The sequence below is a fragment of the Anaerolineales bacterium genome (genome assembly GCA_030583885.1).
Classification (GTDB): domain Bacteria; phylum Chloroflexota; class Anaerolineae; order Anaerolineales; family Villigracilaceae; genus Villigracilis.
The window spans coordinates 644,883-662,678 of record CP129480.1 but is presented as its reverse complement, the minus strand read 5'-3'; the positions used below and the strand labels follow the sequence as shown (position 1 = coordinate 662,678).

16 protein-coding genes are annotated in these 17,796 nt (G+C 51.0%); 10 read left to right on the top strand and 6 right to left on the bottom strand.

The genetic code is table 11. The annotated features are described in order from the left end of the window. From QY332_03350 to QY332_03325, 6 genes are all read right to left on the bottom strand, one after another. Positions 1–1,284, bottom strand: a complete 1,284-nt coding sequence (locus QY332_03350; GenBank protein WKZ36959.1) for an amidase domain-containing protein — start codon at positions 1,282–1,284, stop codon at positions 1–3. Between the two features lie 267 nt (positions 1,285–1,551). Further along, positions 1,552–2,250 (bottom strand): hypothetical protein, encoded by a 699-nt coding sequence (locus QY332_03345; GenBank protein WKZ36958.1) that lies wholly within the window; start codon positions 2,248–2,250, stop codon positions 1,552–1,554. A 160-nt stretch (positions 2,251–2,410) separates the two neighbouring features. Continuing rightward, positions 2,411–3,202, bottom strand: coding sequence for a hypothetical protein (locus QY332_03340; protein ID WKZ36957.1), 792 nt, complete (start codon positions 3,200–3,202; stop codon positions 2,411–2,413). Between the two features lie 12 nt (positions 3,203–3,214). Then, on the bottom strand, positions 3,215–4,528 hold the full coding sequence (locus QY332_03335) for a hypothetical protein (GenBank protein WKZ36956.1): 1,314 nt from the start codon (positions 4,526–4,528) through the stop codon (positions 3,215–3,217). A gap of 311 nt (positions 4,529–4,839) precedes the next feature. Then, positions 4,840–5,589, bottom strand: a complete 750-nt coding sequence (locus QY332_03330; protein ID WKZ36955.1) for a hypothetical protein — start codon at positions 5,587–5,589, stop codon at positions 4,840–4,842. A 13-nt stretch (positions 5,590–5,602) separates the two neighbouring features. Beyond that, positions 5,603–6,880, bottom strand: coding sequence for a hypothetical protein (locus tag QY332_03325; GenBank protein ID WKZ36954.1), 1,278 nt, complete (start codon positions 6,878–6,880; stop codon positions 5,603–5,605). Positions 6,881–7,263: 383 nt separating this feature from the next. Between QY332_03325 and QY332_03320 the strand changes: the two genes are divergently transcribed. The 10 genes from QY332_03320 (at position 7,264) to QY332_03275 (ending at position 17,715) form a co-directional block, all read left to right on the top strand. Further along, positions 7,264–8,937, top strand: a complete 1,674-nt coding sequence (locus QY332_03320) for a cobalamin B12-binding domain-containing protein (protein ID WKZ36953.1) — start codon at positions 7,264–7,266, stop codon at positions 8,935–8,937. Between the two features lie 25 nt (positions 8,938–8,962). Beyond that, the gene (locus QY332_03315) at positions 8,963–10,063 is read left to right on the top strand and encodes an NAD/NADP octopine/nopaline dehydrogenase family protein (GenBank protein ID WKZ36952.1); all 1,101 of its coding nucleotides are present in this window, start codon (positions 8,963–8,965) and stop codon (positions 10,061–10,063) included. A 76-nt stretch (positions 10,064–10,139) separates the two neighbouring features. Beyond that, positions 10,140–11,633, top strand: coding sequence for an asparagine synthase B (gene asnB / locus QY332_03310; protein WKZ36951.1), 1,494 nt, complete (start codon positions 10,140–10,142; stop codon positions 11,631–11,633). Between the two features lie 94 nt (positions 11,634–11,727). Then, positions 11,728–12,309: a DUF2179 domain-containing protein gene (locus QY332_03305; protein ID WKZ36950.1), complete on the top strand. Its 582-nt coding sequence runs from the start codon at positions 11,728–11,730 to the stop codon at positions 12,307–12,309. Between the two features lie 89 nt (positions 12,310–12,398). Continuing rightward, positions 12,399–13,634: a glycosyltransferase family 4 protein gene (locus QY332_03300; GenBank protein ID WKZ36949.1), complete on the top strand. Its 1,236-nt coding sequence runs from the start codon at positions 12,399–12,401 to the stop codon at positions 13,632–13,634. After that, the gene (locus tag QY332_03295) at positions 13,631–15,448 is read left to right on the top strand and encodes a glucosyl-3-phosphoglycerate synthase (protein ID WKZ36948.1); all 1,818 of its coding nucleotides are present in this window, start codon (positions 13,631–13,633) and stop codon (positions 15,446–15,448) included. Before QY332_03300 ends, QY332_03295 begins: the two co-directional genes overlap by 4 nt. A 31-nt stretch (positions 15,449–15,479) precedes the next feature. After that, a complete protein-coding gene (locus tag QY332_03290; protein WKZ36947.1) occupies positions 15,480–16,739 on the top strand; it encodes a cation:proton antiporter in 1,260 nt (419 codons plus the stop codon). After that, entirely contained in the window at positions 16,739–17,107 is a 369-nt protein-coding gene (locus tag QY332_03285) for a hypothetical protein (GenBank protein WKZ36946.1), read from the top strand. Before QY332_03290 ends, QY332_03285 begins: the two co-directional genes overlap by 1 nt. Next, positions 17,104–17,442, top strand: coding sequence for a cyclic-di-AMP receptor (locus QY332_03280; protein ID WKZ36945.1), 339 nt, complete (start codon positions 17,104–17,106; stop codon positions 17,440–17,442). The genes QY332_03285 and QY332_03280 overlap by 4 nt, the downstream gene beginning before the upstream one ends. A gap of 12 nt (positions 17,443–17,454) precedes the next feature. After that, on the top strand, positions 17,455–17,715 hold the full coding sequence (locus tag QY332_03275; protein ID WKZ36944.1) for a cyclic-di-AMP receptor: 261 nt from the start codon (positions 17,455–17,457) through the stop codon (positions 17,713–17,715). Positions 17,716–17,796: the final 81 nt, after the last annotated feature.

Genomic DNA, 17,796 nt, shown 5'->3' with positions numbered 1-17,796 from the left:
TTAATATACGACATGCCATGCCCATAGCAGGACATTTTGAGGTAAATTGTAGTCCCATCGAACTCTTTTTCTGTCTACACAATGCTGGCTTGCTAGCAACATTATCTCTCCCAAATTATCCCCTTCAAGAACTTCTCCATACCCAACTATTATTCGAGAGTGATCCGGCCCTTGAAAAGGATTAGTGGGCAAGTCCATCAAAAAGAAATCCCCGGCGCTCAAACCTGATGGTCCATCTGGGTAATATTCATATCGCGTTGTTTGAAATTGAGAAACATGCATATTAAACCAGTCAGTAGCAGCCCAAGACTTAGACCCAAACCAAGTCCCCCAAATATTCTGATATGTATACCAGTGAAATTCATCATTATCTCCCGGTATTTGGGGGATGCCGCCTGCCTCTAAAATCTGTGAAATATAGTTAGTGCAATCATTACACTGCTCTCCATCAGAGTCGATCCCATAGTTTGGATAATCTTCATTTCGATCATGTGCCCAAAGGTCGGCGTAAGCAACAGCGGCGGGACGGTTGTATCCATTTGAGGGCGGTGGCGTCAATGTGGGTACTGAAGTGGCTGTTGCCGTCGCACTGGCGGATGGGGTCGGCGTCACGGTCACAAAAGCCTGGTTGCTGTACAGGTAGATGCTGCCAATCACCGAATAGCCCGTGATCGCGTAATCCGCATTGCCCCGCACCGAAAGCGTGTTCGGATAATTCCCAGTGCCTGCAATATAGCGCCAGTGATTCACGCTGTTAATCACATATACATTCGTGCCCGCGCCGCTCGTAAAGGAGGCGTAATCCACCGCCGCCGCATCGAACGGACTGATCCTCACCATCGAAAACACCTTGTTATTTTGATGGATCGAGGTCTCAGCATGAATAAAATTCGACATCATGCCCATCCAGCCGCCGTTGGTGCTGCGCTTGTACGTGCCAATAAAAATGTTCGAAGCCGTGGCGCCGCCGGTCAGGCCCGTCACATTGATATTAATGTCGTACTTGAGATAGGTGCCATAATTGGTGCAGGTCACACCTGTTGCGACCGTGTTACAGGTCAATACCCCGCTGATCAGGGTGCGCGTGGGAGTGGCAGTTGAGGTGGGCGTATTTTCCAAAGTTGCCGTGGGCGTGGCTGTATCGCCTTCATCCAATGAACTCATGGCGGAGGCGGTTTGTTCCGGCGGTGAAGGAAAAATAATAACGCTGATGAAAACAGCCAGCAGCAGGCCGGCGCATGCAAAACGGATGATTCTTTGGATGGATCCTGGATTGTTTCCCATTATATCCTTCCCGTTTCAGTTTGTGAATTTTGCAACGACAATCTCAATATACCCCCCCCCCCGTACAATTTGTAAAGACAAATTCGGGTGATAATAGTCCAAAATCGATGCGGCCTGGAGCAGACCACGGTTACTTTCATGAACGGGGAAAGCGCCATCGTGAAGGACGAGGCGGCTTGTATGGTGGAGATGTGAGGTTTTGAATTGCCGTTAATTGATACTCTTGGAAGATTACTCTTCTAGGGTATGGGCAACGGTGTTAGGCTATTAATTATTGAGTTTTTGTTCAGCCTGCTTAATTTGCGCTTCGAGTTCGATAATATTTACCGGGAGTTGAACCAATTGCGAGAATTGGCCGTGCGAAATCAAGTTTTGACCATACGAGAAGACATTCTCGCCATCAATTCTATAACGGCCAAATGGATTCACCGTGATATAAAGCATACGATCTCGCGCATGTACGCGATCGCCGGAAATATCATTCAAGAACAAGATATACTCCTCTCCAAGGTTATAGAGAGGATCATCCGCCATTTGCATAACACCAGTCGATATAGATGGTTCAAAACCACCGGTTTGCATAACTACAATTTCCAATGATGATTTGCCTATGTAAGTGTCTAATACTTCAAAAACAGTATCAGAGAAAACCATCTCATCTATTGCCGAGCCTACTATATTACCATTCTCATCCCATACGGGGAGTTCAGCGCGCACTACACGAGAAACGGGCGCTTCAGAGACCCGCGCCTTAACAACAAGATCAGATTCCAATACAACCTGGTCCACTGACATTGCGTTAGAGACCCAAGTCGCTACAGAATAATCGTTTGAAGGAAGATTTGCAGGATTAGTTTCTGTTGGTAAAGCACTGAATTTCTCGTTATTACCTTGACCCAGCCAAAATACTGTTATAACAAGCGCACCTATTAATGACACGCTTATTTTGAGTTTTGATTTGTTCATTGCGACATCCTCCAAAATTATTTATCGTTAGCACATCCAGCCGCAAATTAAAGGCTTTGCGCGCCTTGCGCTAATCTCGCACAGTCATCCTGCAATTATTGTTGGATTATAGATTTGGAGGAGTGATAAGCAGGTAGTGGTTAAGTCCAAAAGTTCTTTGTTAAGGCACAGGCGCAGGAATAGAAGGTCGCCAAGAGTCAATATTGATCCCATCCGCAACCCACCAACCTTCTGTTGAAAATTGCCAATCCGATAAAAAATTGAGGAGAGTTTCACCGCCTTCGTTCGTTATTCTTAATTTTACAAAGGATATACCAGCCCCCTGCGAATTCATATCCTCACTAAGAATGCCCAGGGAATCCTTTATCGATAGCATTGTCAGATTCGTTTCCTCCTTTGATAAGTTCGGCAAATATAAATCCAGAGCCTGAGATTCATCCAATGCTATTATTTTCCCATTAACTTTTGACATTCCATATTCCGCTAATTTCTTGTTCAATAGATTCGCAGTAGAAGTTTCTGTAAGCTGGGATGGAGCAAGCCTGCGATACATTGATTCTGGCTCGATCTTAATCCAACCTTTGTTAATTTGCTTTCCTTCCATATTTACAACAATTTTAGTTAATCCATTAATTGGATATCCTTTGTCGCTGGCAAATACAGATTCTCGAACAACCATATGTATATTTACAAAATCGTCGGGCGCAAACTTCTCATTTGTACTCAAACTCTGAATAGTCACCTCAATTTCCAGTGGGCTATCTTGGAGAACAACAATTTGATTCACAGGGACACCTAGTTGACCGAGTTTGTTTTTCAAATACTCTACAAGACTCTCTTGCTGATTAACTGGAACCTTCAATCTTTCTGCTTTTGTCTGAGCGGAAAGGCTTAAAGTTAATATCACCACAAAAAACAAAGCAACTCCAAAAAGAAGTTTTTTGCGCTTCATGTATACCTCCGACTAGGGTCCATAATTATAATATTCATAATTATAGAATTTATTGACTCGGTATGGCGCGTCTTCGCGCCATAGCTCAAGATTAAACAGGTGCCAGACACTATTACTATCCAAATAACTAACATCAAGAAAGGTAGTACTCAACTCATTTTGCGGGCTAACGTGAACTTCTGAGTGAGCATGAACATAAGTTGGCGGTGAGAACCCCAGGTCTTCACAGGCTTTGAAGTCGCCATTAATATGGGCGCACCATTGCTGGAGACTACTGGACCAAGTTATCTTATACTCTACAACTTCACCCCAGTTTTGAGAACCGTAGTGAACAATAGGGATGTAGCCAGCAGGTGGGTTAATCTCAACATATTGCATAGGCAAGGTATAAGGCCAGTTTGGCGTATTATCTTTATAGTGACGCCAGCCAGTTTGTATCCAATGCGTGGTAGCGGTAGTTACATAGCTGGACTCTCCGCTTGTAATGAGCATGGGCGCTGTCGCCGGAGCGGATATGTTTGCCTTCACGCCATATACAGAGCCACGGCTATTTCCGGTATACCATCGATCTTGTTGTGTTGGTGTGGGAGACGGTGTAGAAGTTACCGTGTTGGTGGGTGTCAATGTTGGTGAAGAGGTCGGCGTCACGGTTACAAAAGCCTGGTTGCTGTACAGGTAGATGCTGCCAATCACCGAATAGCCCGTGATGGGATAATCCACATTGCCCCGCACCGAAAGCGTGTTCGGATAATTCCCGGTGCCTGCAATATAACGCCAGTGATTCACGCTGTTAATCACATATACATTCGTGCCCGCGCCGCTGGTAAAGGAGGCGTAATCCACCGCCGCCGCGTCGAACGGCGAGATCCTCACCATCGAAAACACCTTGTTACTTTGATGGATCGAGGTCTCAGCATGAATAAAATTGGACATCATGCCCATCCAGCCGCCGTTGGTGCTGCGCTTGTACGTGCCAATGAAGATATTCGAAGCCGTGGCGCCGCCGGTCAGGCCTGTCACATTGATATTAATGTCGTACTTGAGATAGGTGCCATAATTTGTGCAGGTCACACCTGTTGCAACCGTGTTACAGGTCAACACCCCGCTGATCAGGGTCGGGGTGCGCGTGGGAGTGGCAGTGAAGGTGGGCGTATTTTCCAGGGTCGCTGTGGGAGTGGCTGTATCGCCTTCATCCAATGAATTCATGGCAGAGGCGGTTTGCTCCGGCGGTGAGGGAAAAATAATAACGCTGATGAAAACAGCCAACAGCAGGCCGGCGCATGCAAAACGGATGATTCTTTGGATGGCTCCTGGATTGTTTTCCATTATATCCTTCCCGTTTCAGTTTGTGAATTTTGCAATGACAATCTCAATATACCCCCCCCCTCGTACGATTTGTAAAGACAAATACGGGTGATAATAGTCCAAATTTGCAGCGGTAAGGCACAGACGACGATTACGTTTATGAACGGGGAAAGCGCCATCGTGAAGGACGAGGCGGCTTGCATCGTGGAGATGTGAAGTTTAATTGTTTAATTTATACAAGCATCCCGCGTTTTGTAGGATGCTTTTTGCTTGTGTACAAAACAACACTAACGCTACGGTTCAGACGGCGGGTGGGGCAACCCGTCTTTGTATCACGGATGTGGAAACCAGTCTTTTGTTAAATTATCTGCCATCCACCAATTTTCAGCACGCAACTGTAAATCCAATATGTAGTTAAGAAGGATATCTTCATTCGCGTCTCTCAACTCTATCCTGCAAATTGTAATCTGCGCACCCCGAGCATTCACATCTTCCAATAACAAACGCACTGCAGGCATGAATTCGGGTAAAGCTTGATTGGCTGCATCAATAGACGGAGCAGATAAGAGTATGTTTGCTGTTTGAATGCCATTTGAGGATAAGACATCTAAGCCTGTCAAAGACATTCCATGGAGATTCATCCTGACCAGCACCAAATTCGCGGTTGCTTCATCAGTGAGATTTGATGGGCTATTGTCAACAAATAGCCCATCAATATTTATCGTATGTTCTACTTGTGCCATAGGTTCTGCTCTATTATTTAACAGCACAATAATATATCGCTCAACAAAATAACCATGACGGGTTGCCATTGCAACTTCATGATTGACCAAATTAATGTTTATGGGATCCTCAGGAGAAGCCCTTTCTCCATCACTCGTGCTTTGAATCACAACTTGAAGGCTAACAGGGAATTTTCGAAGAGCAATTATTTCAACAACGGGGACTTTTTGCAGCTCTAGCCTCTCTTCCAAATATTTCACTAATTCTTCCTGTGCTCCAACTTGCGTATATATTGAGAAGACAATCGTGATTAAAATCAAGAGCAGGAACGTTTTTGAAATCGACTTTTTCTGTTTCATTGCGCCTCCAAAATTACGGGCCATATATATGGAACTGGTAATATTGATCCTTGTCTATAACATATGGCGGGTTTTCTTGCCACAGATCCTGATCAAACATGTACCAAATACCATTTGCGTCTTTATAAAACACATTCCAAAAATAAGTATCTAATTCATTCTGTGAACTTACATGTACTTCGGAACGCGCCGAAACGGTTATTGGCGCTAGTTGAGCAGAGTAGCAAGCCTTGTTGACCCCATGAATCCACCCACACCAGGTTGTGCCACCTGCCCAATCCACTTTATACTCTATGATATTTCCCCAACCATGTATTGAGTACTCTATAATTTCATAGCCTGTAGTTGGGCTGAAAGATTCAACATAACTCCATGCCCATATCCAGCCCTTATAATATCGCCATCCTGATTGAACCCAATATGACATAGGCAAAGATACCCAATTAGACTCGCCGCTATCTTGGAGAGAGGGAGCTTGGTCAGGTGCTGATATATTTGCCCTTACACCATAAGCATCTGGGCGAAAATTACCGAGATGCCAGCTAGGCGCTGGGGTATTTGTAGGCGTTGAGGTTGGCGTCCTTGTCGGGGTGCGTGAAGGCGTTAATGTCGGCGTCACGGTCACAAAGGCCTGGTTGCTGTACAGGTAGATGCTGCCAATCACCGAATAGCCCGTGATCGCGTAATCCGCATTGCCCCGCACCGAAAGCGTGTTCGGATAATTCCCAGTGCCTGCAATATAGCGCCAGTGATTCACGCTGTTAATGACATATACATTCGTGCCCGCGCCGCTCGTAAAGGAGGCGTAATCCACCGCCGCCGCATCGAACGGACTGATCCTCACCATCGAAAACACCTTGTTATTTTGATGGATCGAGGTCTCAGCATGAATAAAATTCGACATCATGCCCATCCAGCCGCCGTTGGTGCTGCGCTTGTACGTGCCAATAAAAATGTTCGAAGCCGTGGCGCCGCCGGTCAGGCCCGTCACATTGATATTAATGTCGTACTTGAGATAGGTGCCATAATTGGTGCAGGTCACACCTGTTGCGACCGTGTTACAGGTCAATACCCCGCTGATCAGGGTGCGCGTGGGAGTGGCAGTTGAGGTGGGCGTATTTTCCAAAGTTGCCGTGGGCGTGGCTGTATCGCCTTCATCCAATGAACTCATGGCGGAGGCGGTTTGTTCCGGCGGTGAAGGAAAAATAATAACGCTGATGAAAACAGCCAGCAGCAGGCCGGCGCATGCAAAACGGATGATTCTTTGGATGGCTCCTGGATTGTTTTCCATTATATCCTTCCCGTTTCAGTTTGTGAATTTTGCAATGACAATCTCAATATACCCCCCCCCTCGTACGATTTGTAAAGACAAATACGGGTGATAATAGTCCAAATTTGCAGCGGTAAGGCACAGACGACGATTACGTTTATGAACGGGGAAAGCGCCATCGTGAAGGACGAGGCGGCTTGCATCGTGGAGATGTGAGGTTTTGAATCAGAATACGAATTGTGAGAGCATCTTGATTTTTCAAGATGCTTTTATTTTTGTTAATAAATTGATGAAATTTGGCACAAGTAAAAAAGTATGGTATAAAAATTTCGGGCTTTAAGTCATTATTCAGGGGAATTGCAGGGGGTAAGAACGCATTTATACGTAACGAAAGGAGAATGCTTATGACAAAAACAGTGGTTGCAGCAGCCTTGGGGGAATGCGTCCATGTGGCGGGCGTGATGAATTTTCTGCGCCTCGCGGAGTCGGCGGGATGGAAAACCGTGTTCCTCGGTCCAGCCGTGCCAATCAATGATGTGATCAAAGCCGTCAAACGCGAGAAGGCGGATATGGTTGGCATCTCATATCGCCTCACGCCTGAAACGGGTGAACGTTTATTGGGTGAGTTCGCCGAAGCCGCTTCGGAACTGCATGAAGCGGGAGTCCGCTTTGCGTTTGGGGGGACTCCGCCTGTGGTGGAACGTGTCAACGCAATTGGATTCTTCGAGCGGTCGTTCGATGGCAGTGAACAGGTCGAAGAGGTGTTAAGTTATCTCAAGGGCAACCAAGCCACAGTTAAGTCCGAAGCGGATTATCCGCGGACGGCGGTGGAGCGCATCCAGTGGAAATCGCCATATCCGATATTGCGTCATCATTTTGGCTTGCCGACGATGGAAGCGACCATCGCAGGCATCGAAAAAATTGCGGATGCGCACGCGCTGGATGTCATCTCGCTGGGCATCGATCAGGATGCGCAGGAAAATTTTTATCATCCTGAGCGGCAGAACCCGCGGCAGAAAGGCGCGGGCGGCGTGCCGGTGAGAAGTGAAGATGATTACCGCGCGTTGTATCAAGCCAGCCGACGGGGGAATTATCCGCTCCTGCGCACGTATTCGGGGACGGATGATTTTATAAAACTGGCAGAAATGTATAAACGCACGATCAACATCGCATGGTGCGCCATTCCGTTGTTTTGGTTCAATCAAATGGATGGACGCGGTCCGTGGGATCTGGAGGGTTCGATCCGTGAACACCAAAACGTGATGCAGTGGTATGGCGAAAATAACATCCCCGTCGAGTTAAATGAGCCGCATCACTGGGGCATGCGCGATTCGTCGGATATTGTTTTTGTTGTTTCGGCGTATCTTTCCGCATACAATGCGCGCGCGTTTGGCGTGAAGGATTACATCGCGCAGATGATGTTCAACAGCCCGCCTGGTTTGTCCGATGCAATGGACCTGGCGAAGATGCTGGCGGTGATTGAGATGATTACCCCCCTCTCCCACTCTGTGGGAGGGGACGGGGGTGGGGGCGCGTTTAGAGTGTTGAAACAAACCCGCATCGGCTTGCTCTCGCATCCGCTCGATACCGATGCCGCGCGCGGACATCTCGCCGCCGCCACCTACCTGCAAATGGCGCTCAAGCCCGATATTTATCACATCGTCGGGCATACCGAAGCCGATCACGCCGCCATGGCCGATGATGTCATCGAAGCCAGCAAGATCGTGCGCCGCGCGATTCAAAACGCGATGGGCGCGCCCGACATGACCAAAGACCCCGCCATCCAAAAACGCGTGAAGGAATTGGTGAAGGATGCGAATCTGTTACTGGATGCAATTCGTGGACTCTCCGCCTCTTCTGCCGACCCGCTCACTGATCCCGCGACGTTGACAGTAGCCGTCACTTCGGGCTTGATGGACGCACCGCAACTGCGCAATAATAAATTTGGACGCGGCGAGGTGCGGACGCGCATCGTCAATGGGGCGAGCGTGGCAGTGAACAAAAAAGGAAAACTGATCCCGGAAAGCAGAAGGATCGCGAAGATACGGGAAAGACGCGCCGTTCCAGCAGCGGTATAAACATGGAAGCATCAAGGAGAATTCAATGACACAATACTTTGCGGTCATCGGCGCGGGGCACGGCGGGAAGGCAATGGCGGCGCATCTGGCGCTGATGGGGTTCAAAGTCTCGCTGTACAACCGCACGCCCGACAACATCGAGGTCATTAAAAAGCGCGGCGGCATCGAGCTGGACGGAGGCGACGGCGCGCCGCATGGATTCGGCAAACTCGCGCTGGTCACCTCGAACATGGCGGATGCGATCAAAAAAGCGGAAGTCATCATGGTCGTCCTGCCGTCATCCGCTCATGCGGAAGTTGCTGCGACCATGGCGCCGCACCTCAAGGATAAACAGATCGTCATTCTCCATCCTGGTCGCACCTGCGGCGCACTGGAATTTTCAAAAGTCATCCGCGACAGCGGCTGTACGGTGAATGTCACCATCGCCGAAGCGGAGACCTTCATCTATGCATCCCGTTCGGATGGTCCTGCCGCGTCGCGCATTTTCCGCGTCAAGGATGCATTGCCGCTGGCAGCGCTGCCTGCCACCCGCACACAACGGGTGTTGGACGCGATCAATGAGGCATATCCGCAATTCTTCGACGGCGTGGACGTTTTGCACACCAGCCTGAACAACATGGGCGCCATCTTCCACCCCGCGCTGACCCTGCTCAACGCCGGCTGGATCGAAGCCACGCACGGCGATTACCAGTTCTATATCGACGGCGTGACCCCGTCCGTGGCGCGCATGTTGGAAGTACTCGACCGCGAGCGTGTGACTGTCGCTTCGTCGCTGGGCATCCGCGCGCGCACGGCTCTGGAATGGCTCAAACTCGCCTATGACACGACCGGCGCGGACCTGCATGAAGCCATCCATAACCAGCCCGGGTATTACGGCATCAAGGCACCGCCCACGTTGAATCACCGCTATATCTTCGAGGAAATCCCCATGAGTTTGGTGCCAATCGCCTCTTTGGCAAATCGATTCGGCGTCAACGTGCGCGGCATCGAGAGCATCATCCGCATCGGCAGCATCATCCACCGCACCGATTACTGGCGCCGCGGACGTACGGTGGAGAAACTTGGCATTGCCGATTGGAGCGTCAGTGAACTGACGCGCTTCGTCCGGGAGGGCGTGATCGAATAAAGTTGGAAACAGGCTTCGGAAGTTTGCAAACCTTCCGAAGTCTTCATGAAAAACACAAACAAAAAGGAGATACATTATGTGTGGAATCGCTGGCGTATTACGTCAACCAGCAAATGGAAACGTCAAATCCATGATCGAAAAACTGGCGCACCGCGGACCCGATGGACACGGTGTGGAGGAACTAAAACATGCTTCCATCGGGCATACGAGGCTTGCCATTTTGGATGTCGAGGGCGGACATCAACCCATGCAGTTCGAAGATGCATGGATCGCATTTAACGGCGAAATCTATAATTACCGCAAACTACAAAGAAAATATCTTTCAGATGCGAAGCTGGAAACCCATTCAGACACCGAGGTGCTATTGCATCTGTACAAAAAGTTCGGCCCCGAATTCGTGAAACTGCTCGACGGCATGTTCGCCTTCGTCATTTATCAGAACGGGGAATATCTGCTGGCGCGCGACCCCTTGGGAATCAAACCGCTCTATCTCGGCTTCGGCGCGAATGAAAACCAGATGTATTTCGCATCCGAGATCAAGGCTTTTGAGGGGAAGGTCGATTCGGTGAAGGAATTTCCCGCAGGTCACTGGTTCCATTCGAGGTCAGGATGGAAGCGTTTTTATCAAGTCGGAAAAACGATACAAAAGTTCGATGGGAGCGAGGCTCACGCCCTGCCGCTCATCAAGTCCACGTTGCGGGATGCAGTGCACAAACGAATGCTGGCAGATGTCCCTGTCGGCGTCAGCCTGAGCGGCGGACTGGACAGCAGCATCGTCTCCATGCTGGCATGTGAAGGCACGGAACAATTGCATTCCTTTGCTGTCGGCGTGGAGGGCAGTGAAGACCTGCCCGCCGCGCGACTGATGGCGGAGCACCTCAACACCCGGCATCATGAACTCGTCTACACCGCGCAGGACATGCTGGATGTGCTCCCCGATGTGTTGTATTACCTTGAAACCTTCGACCCCGCGTTGGTGCGCAGTGCCATCCCAAATTACTTTTTGTCGCAACTTGCGTCCGACCACGTCAAAGTGTTTCTAACGGGTGAGGGCGCGGACGAAGTCTACGCGGGCTATGATTACCTCGCGGATTTCGACGACCCCGAAGCCTTGCAGGATGAAATGATCGAGATCACCGAGGCGCTTCACAACACGAACCTGCAGCGCGCCGACCGCATGTCCATGGCATTTGGATTGGAAGCCCGCGTCCCTTTTCTGGACGTGAAATCTGTTTCGACCGCCCTGGGTTTTCCCGCCGAGTGGAAATTACACAATGGACGCGCGCCCAAGCACATCCTGCGCCAGGCATTCGCGGACGACCTGCCCGACGAGATCGTCAACCGCCCCAAGCAGAAATTCTCCAAAGGCGCAGGTTCTTCCGACCTGATTTCCCAACTTGCCGAAGAAACGATCTCCGACGACGAATTCCTGTCCGAGTCCCAGCGGCTGCATAGCGAGTGGGATTACACCCTGCCAAACAAGGAGGCCCTGTATTACTATAAGATCATGCAGGCACACTACGAAGACCAGTGGCTCTTCCCGAACATGGGCCACAGTCGGAGTTTATAATGGATATAAAGAAAACATCCCGCAGGTGCGGCCAGGTCGATCAAAGCTTGTATAACCTGCGGGGCGGCACCCAAAATCAGTGCGCGGAGCAGACATGGAAACGTTCGACTGGCAGACCTGGATCATCCTTCCCTTATTTGTATTCATCGCCCGCCTGATCGATGTGGCGCTCGGCACAGTGCGCATCATCTTCACCTCGCGCGGCAAGAAACATCTCGCGCCCCTGCTTGGCTTCGTGGAGGTCTTCATCTGGGTCAGCATCATCGCACAGATCACGAGGGGGTCGAACAATATTGTTGCCTATCTCGCGTATGCAGCGGGATTTGCAGCGGGGAATTATCTCGGCATGTTCATCGAGGATAAACTTGCGATCGGTACATTGGTTGTCCGCGCGATCGTGCCGGAGGAGGTTTCCACGTCCCTTGCAAAGACCCTGAAGGAGAATGGCTTCGGGGTGACCATTGTCAGCGGCATGGGTTCGCAGGGGCCCGTGAAACTGATCTATACCGTGGTGATGCGCAAGGAATTGACGATGGTGGCGGAGAGGATCAAATCCGTGAGTCCAAATGCCTTCTTTACCGTGGAGGAACTGCGCTCCGCCGAGCATGGGATTTTTCACCCATCCGCGCAGTCCACCACGCCGTTCGGCATGCTTACAAAGCGGAAATCGAAATAAGATTGGAGTATACTCAAAGCGGATGGGTTCATCAGATCGATCCGCTTTCATCAAACATCGGGGAAAAAAATAGGACAAGGAAAACCGAAATGAAAATCACCCTTCTTCATTATTCCGCGCCGCCCGTGGTTGGAGGCGTGGAGAGCGTCATGGATCACCATGCCAGATTAATGGCTCGCGGCGGACATCAAGTGCAGGTCATTGCCGCCCGTGGCAGGCAGGTGGATTCGCACATCCGCTTCACATCCATCCCGCTGGTGGATTCGCGCCACGCGGACATCCTGTCCATGAAGGAGGAACTGGACCGGGGGAGAGTCCCCGGCAGTTTCGAATCAGCCGTCGGGAGGATCGAGGCGGCCCTGTCCGAACATCTTCAGGATACGGAAGTCCTCATTGCCCATAACGTCTGTTCGCTCAATAAAAATCTTGCACTGACCGCCGCGCTTTTCAACATCAGCCAGAGGCAGAAGGACCTGCACATGATCCTGTGGCATCACGACCTTGCCTGGACAACGCCGCGTTATCTGCCTGAACTGCATAAAGGATATCCGTGGGATCTCCTGAAGACCGCGTGGAAGGGAGTGACGCAGGTGACCATCTCCGACATGCGGCAGGACGAACTGGCCGGGCTGATGAAATTAAAAAAGTCGGACATTATCGTTGTCGCAAACGGCGTGGATGTGAACAGGTTTTTCAAACTCGAAGAGGAAACGCAAACGTATATCGCCAAAACGGGATTGCTGGATGCAAACCCGCTTTTGCTGTTGCCGGTACGGATCACATCGCGCAAGAACATCGAACTGGCGCTGAACACACTCGTGCATGTGCGAAAGGCGTACACAGACGCCCAATTGGTGGTGACGGGACCGCTTGGTCCGCACAACCCCGCCAATGTAAAATATTTCGAGAAACTGGCTGCCCTGCGGCGCGACCTTGGATTGAGCGGTGCGGCGCACTTCCTTGCCGAGTTGACGGATGAATACATTCCCGATGCGGTCATTTCCGATTTTTATCAACTGGCGGATGCGCTGTTCCTGCCGAGTTTCGAGGAAGGGTTTGGCATTCCCATTCTGGAGGCGGGACTGGCGGCGATGCCCATCTTCTGCTCGGATATCCCGCCCCTGCGAAAGCTCGGCGGCGAGTTTGCATCCTATTTCATCCCCGAGGAAGACCCCGAAACAGTCGGCAGAATGATCGTGGAAAAACTGGACGGGAACATGGTGCTGGGAATGAAGTCTTTTGTCCGTTCCAATTTTATCTGGGACCGCATCTACAAGATGAAGATCAACCCCCTGCTCCATGAAGTAAGAGGAGAAATGTCATGAATTCGGTTTCAAAAAACAACCTGATCTCGAAGGTGCTTGTGGCGGTTGTGCATGGATGCGATCAAACGTCAGCCGTCAATGCCGGGCATGCCGTCGCCGGAGGCGAAAAAATCCTGCTGGCCGGGTTTATTTACGTGCCAGAGGGACAGTCATTAAGTACGGCAACCCTGCATGCACGGGAATTGCGAAAGACCTTGAAGCAGTTATACAAGGTAAAGCGGAACAATAAATGGGCGCAGGTGCATGTCTCGCACAGGCCCTGGGATGATCTGGTCAAGGTGATCGAAGACGAACAGCCGGATTTATTAATTCTGGAATATCCCAATCAGTTCGAGGCCTTGCAGGTTACGGTCTCCGAGGTGCTCACGCAAACACCCTGCAATATTGCAATCGTAAATCAAAAGATCACCGCCGACATAAAAAGCGCATTGATCCCCATACGCGGCGGGCCGTACACAGGGCTGGCCTTGCGGATTGCCCTGTCCTTAAACAGGACCCAGCATACAAAAATTTCATCCTTGCACCTGTTCTCGCAAAACATGACCGCGGCACAGGATGTGGCCTTCAAGGGCGCGGAGCGTGTCCTGAGAAACCTCCCCGAAATCCAGCGCAATGAAGTCATTACAGACTACCCCATTGACACGATCTATAAATCATCGCAGGAGCACGACCTGATCATCATGGGCACATCGGCGCGTCCGAATGAACCACCGGTCATCGGGACGGCCGCTGAAAAGATGATGAACGAAAGCCGGCATGGCGTGCTGCTGGTCAAGACAAAGCTGCCATATGAAGTAAACCCTGCCAGTGAAGAGGCGGGACAATCCGCCATCTCGGTGCTCGTGGATAAATGGTTTGCGGAAAACACATTTCACGGCGACGAGTTCAAGGACCTGAAATATTTACTTTCGCTGAAGGAAAAGCAGGGTATCGCCATCAGTCTTGCCCTGCCCGCACTCAACGAGGAAGAGACAGTGGGAAAGGTGATCACCACCATTCAAAATGCGTTGATGACCGAGGTGCCGTTATTGGATGAAATCGTCCTGATGGATTCAAATTCCACAGACCGTACGCGTCAGATCGCCGAGGGACTGGGGGTGCCGGTCCATATCCATCAGGAGACATTACCCAACTATAAGGCGAGACCTGGAAAAGGCGAAGCCTTATGGAAAAGTCTGTATTGCACGCGCGGCGACATCATCATCTGGATCGATACGGATATTGTCAACATCAGCCCACACTTTGTATACGGGTTAATCGGACCTCTTCTGCTCAAACCGGAACTTAATTTTGTGAAGGGTTTTTACCGCCGCCCGTTAAAAGTGGGCAACAAAATGCAGGCGGGCAGCGGCGGGCGCGTCACTGAATTGACCGCGCGTCCGTTAATCAACCTCTTCTACCCCGAACTTTCCGGCATTGTCCAGCCGCTCTCCGGCGAATACGGCGGCAGGCGCAAGGCGCTGGAACAACTTCCCTTCTTTTCAGGCTACGGCGTCGAGATCGGCCTGCTGATCGACATGCTCGACACATTCGGGTTGAACTCCATCGGGCAGGTCGATCTGCTGGAACGCATCCATCATAACCAGCCGTTGGAATCGCTCAGCAAAATGTCCTTTGCAATCATCCAGGCTGTCATCCGCAAGCTGGAAAGACGCTATGCCCTCAGCCTTTTGGAAAACGTGAACACCACCATGAAACTCATCCGCTATGGGCGGGAGCGTTTCTCCCTGGAGGTGGAAGAGATCACCGAGGGCGAACGTCCGCCCATGATCGAAGTGGAAGAGTATCTCGATACACGCAGGAAAAGCCATTAATCATCATACACTTTCGAGTTATACTTCCAGCATGAGTGTTTTCCTGCAACTGGCTTTCCTTCTTTCGATCATCCTGCTTGCCGCGAAGACGGCGGGGTACTTAAGCACGCGCATCGGACAGCCCTCCGTGCTGGGTGAATTGATCGTGGGAATTCTGCTCGGTCCATCCCTCCTGAATCTGTTTGGGATTTCCTTCATTGCGCACGAACTTTCCGAATTCATCCGCCTGTTCGGTGAAATGGGTGTTTTACTGCTGATGTTCCTTGCCGGACTGGAATTCCAGTTTGATGACTTGAGGGACAATATGCGTGTCGCAGTTTTTTCAGGGACGATGGGCGTGGTGGGGCCCGTCTTGCTGGGATGGGGGACGGGGCTGCTCTTCGGCATGACGCACGCCGCCGCGCTCTTTCTTGGTCTGACACTAGGCGCGACCAGTGTCAGCATTTCAGCGCAGACACTGATGGAACTCAAGGTCCTGCGCACGCGCGTCGGATTAAGCCTGCTTGGTGCGGCAATCTTTGACGATATTCTGATCATCCTTTTACTTTCTGTTTTTCTCGCTTTTCTTGGCGGGGGCGGGGGCGGTGGACTTGATATTCTGCTGATCATCATCCGCATGGCCGGTTTCATCGTTTTATCGGTCATGTTCGGGATGCGCATCCTGCCGTGGATCATCCGCCGTGTCTCAAAGTTGCAGATCAGCCAGGGACTGCTCAGCGTTTCGCTTGTCACCATGTTCACGTACAGCATTGCCTCCGAATATGCTGGCGGGCTGGCGGCAATTACAGGCGCATTTATTGCAGGATTGATGCTGGCGCGCACACCTGAAAAAGAGCGCATCGAAACAGGCGTCCATGCAATGGCATACGGGCTGTTTGTACCGGTCTTCTTTGTGCAAATCGGCTTATCCATTAATCTGCGCGGCTTTCCACCACAGGCATTGCTTTTTACCAGCGCTCTCGTACTGGTTGCGATAATCGGAAAATGGCTGGGCGCAGGCCTGGGCGCAAAACTGGGCGGACTTTCAGGACGCGAATCCGTGCAGCTGGGTGCAGGCATGATCTCGCGCGGCGAGGTCGGTTTGATCGCGGCGAGCATCGGGATAAGCAATAAACTCGTCGGCACAAATGAATTTTCAGCAATTGTTGTCATGATCCTCGTCACCACATTGATCACACCGCCCATCCTGCGGGCATTGTTCGCGCGGAAGGATGTCAAAGGCCAGGAAATACATCTCGAAGCCGGGCAGGGTCGGGCTTCATCCGAGGCGGTGGAATTGGAGGCGTCGTGATGTACCTGCTCACCCTCGTCTTGAACAATCCAGATCTGCTGGAAGAGCTGCTGGGGGCATGGAGCAAAATCGGCGTGGTGGGGGCCACCGTCCTGTACAGCACCGGTTTGGGAAGGCTTGGTCAAAAACAGGGACTGCGCGATGACATGCCGCTCTTCCCTTCGCTGGACGATTTTTATGAAGGACCCCAGCTGCAGACATTAAGCCGCACCATTTTTACCGCGATAAAAGATGAAGGAAAGATCAAAAAAATCGTGGATGCCACGCAAGGTATCACCGGTGATCTCAACCTGCCGGAAAGCGGCCTTCTTTTTGTGACGCCGCTGCTGCAGGTATATGGCCTTGAAAAGACAGGGAGTACAAAATGACAAATCCCCACGTCCACTTATTGTTGGTAGCCGTTGTGCAGGACCAGGACCTCGAAACTGCGACCAAAGCCCTGAAAAACGTCGGTGCATCGCTGACGTATCTTTCCAGCGCCGGCGGTTTTTTGGGAAGACGCAACGCCACCCTGCTGATCGGCCTGCCTGCCGAGAAGGAATCACAGGCATTGGCTGCGCTACAGGAAGCCTGCCGTCAGCGCATTGAATATATGACCCTCCCATTGGAAGGTTCCCCGATGCCCATGCCGGCCCCCGTCCCTGTGACGGTTGGCGGCGCAAAGGTATTCGCTTTACCTGTGGAAAGATTTGAACAACTCTGAGGAGAAAGCGCCATGAAAATGATCATCATCATCGTAAAGGATAACGACGCCGACACGCTCACACAGGCCTTCACGGCCGGGAGTTTCCGCGTGACACGCGTGGCATCCACCGGCGGTTTTTTACGCAGCGGGGTTGTCACCATGCTGTTGGGCGTGGAAGACGACCAGGTGGATGCGGCCATCACAACAGCGCGCACTTCACTGCCGCCGAAGGAGGCTGAAAAACGCGCCACCCTGTTTGTCGTCCCTGTGCATCACTACGAACAGATCTAGACTGTCAGATAACCACAAAGGCGTTGATCAGGAAACATTCCTGTTTTGATTGGCGTCTTTGTTTTATTTAACCAACTTAAG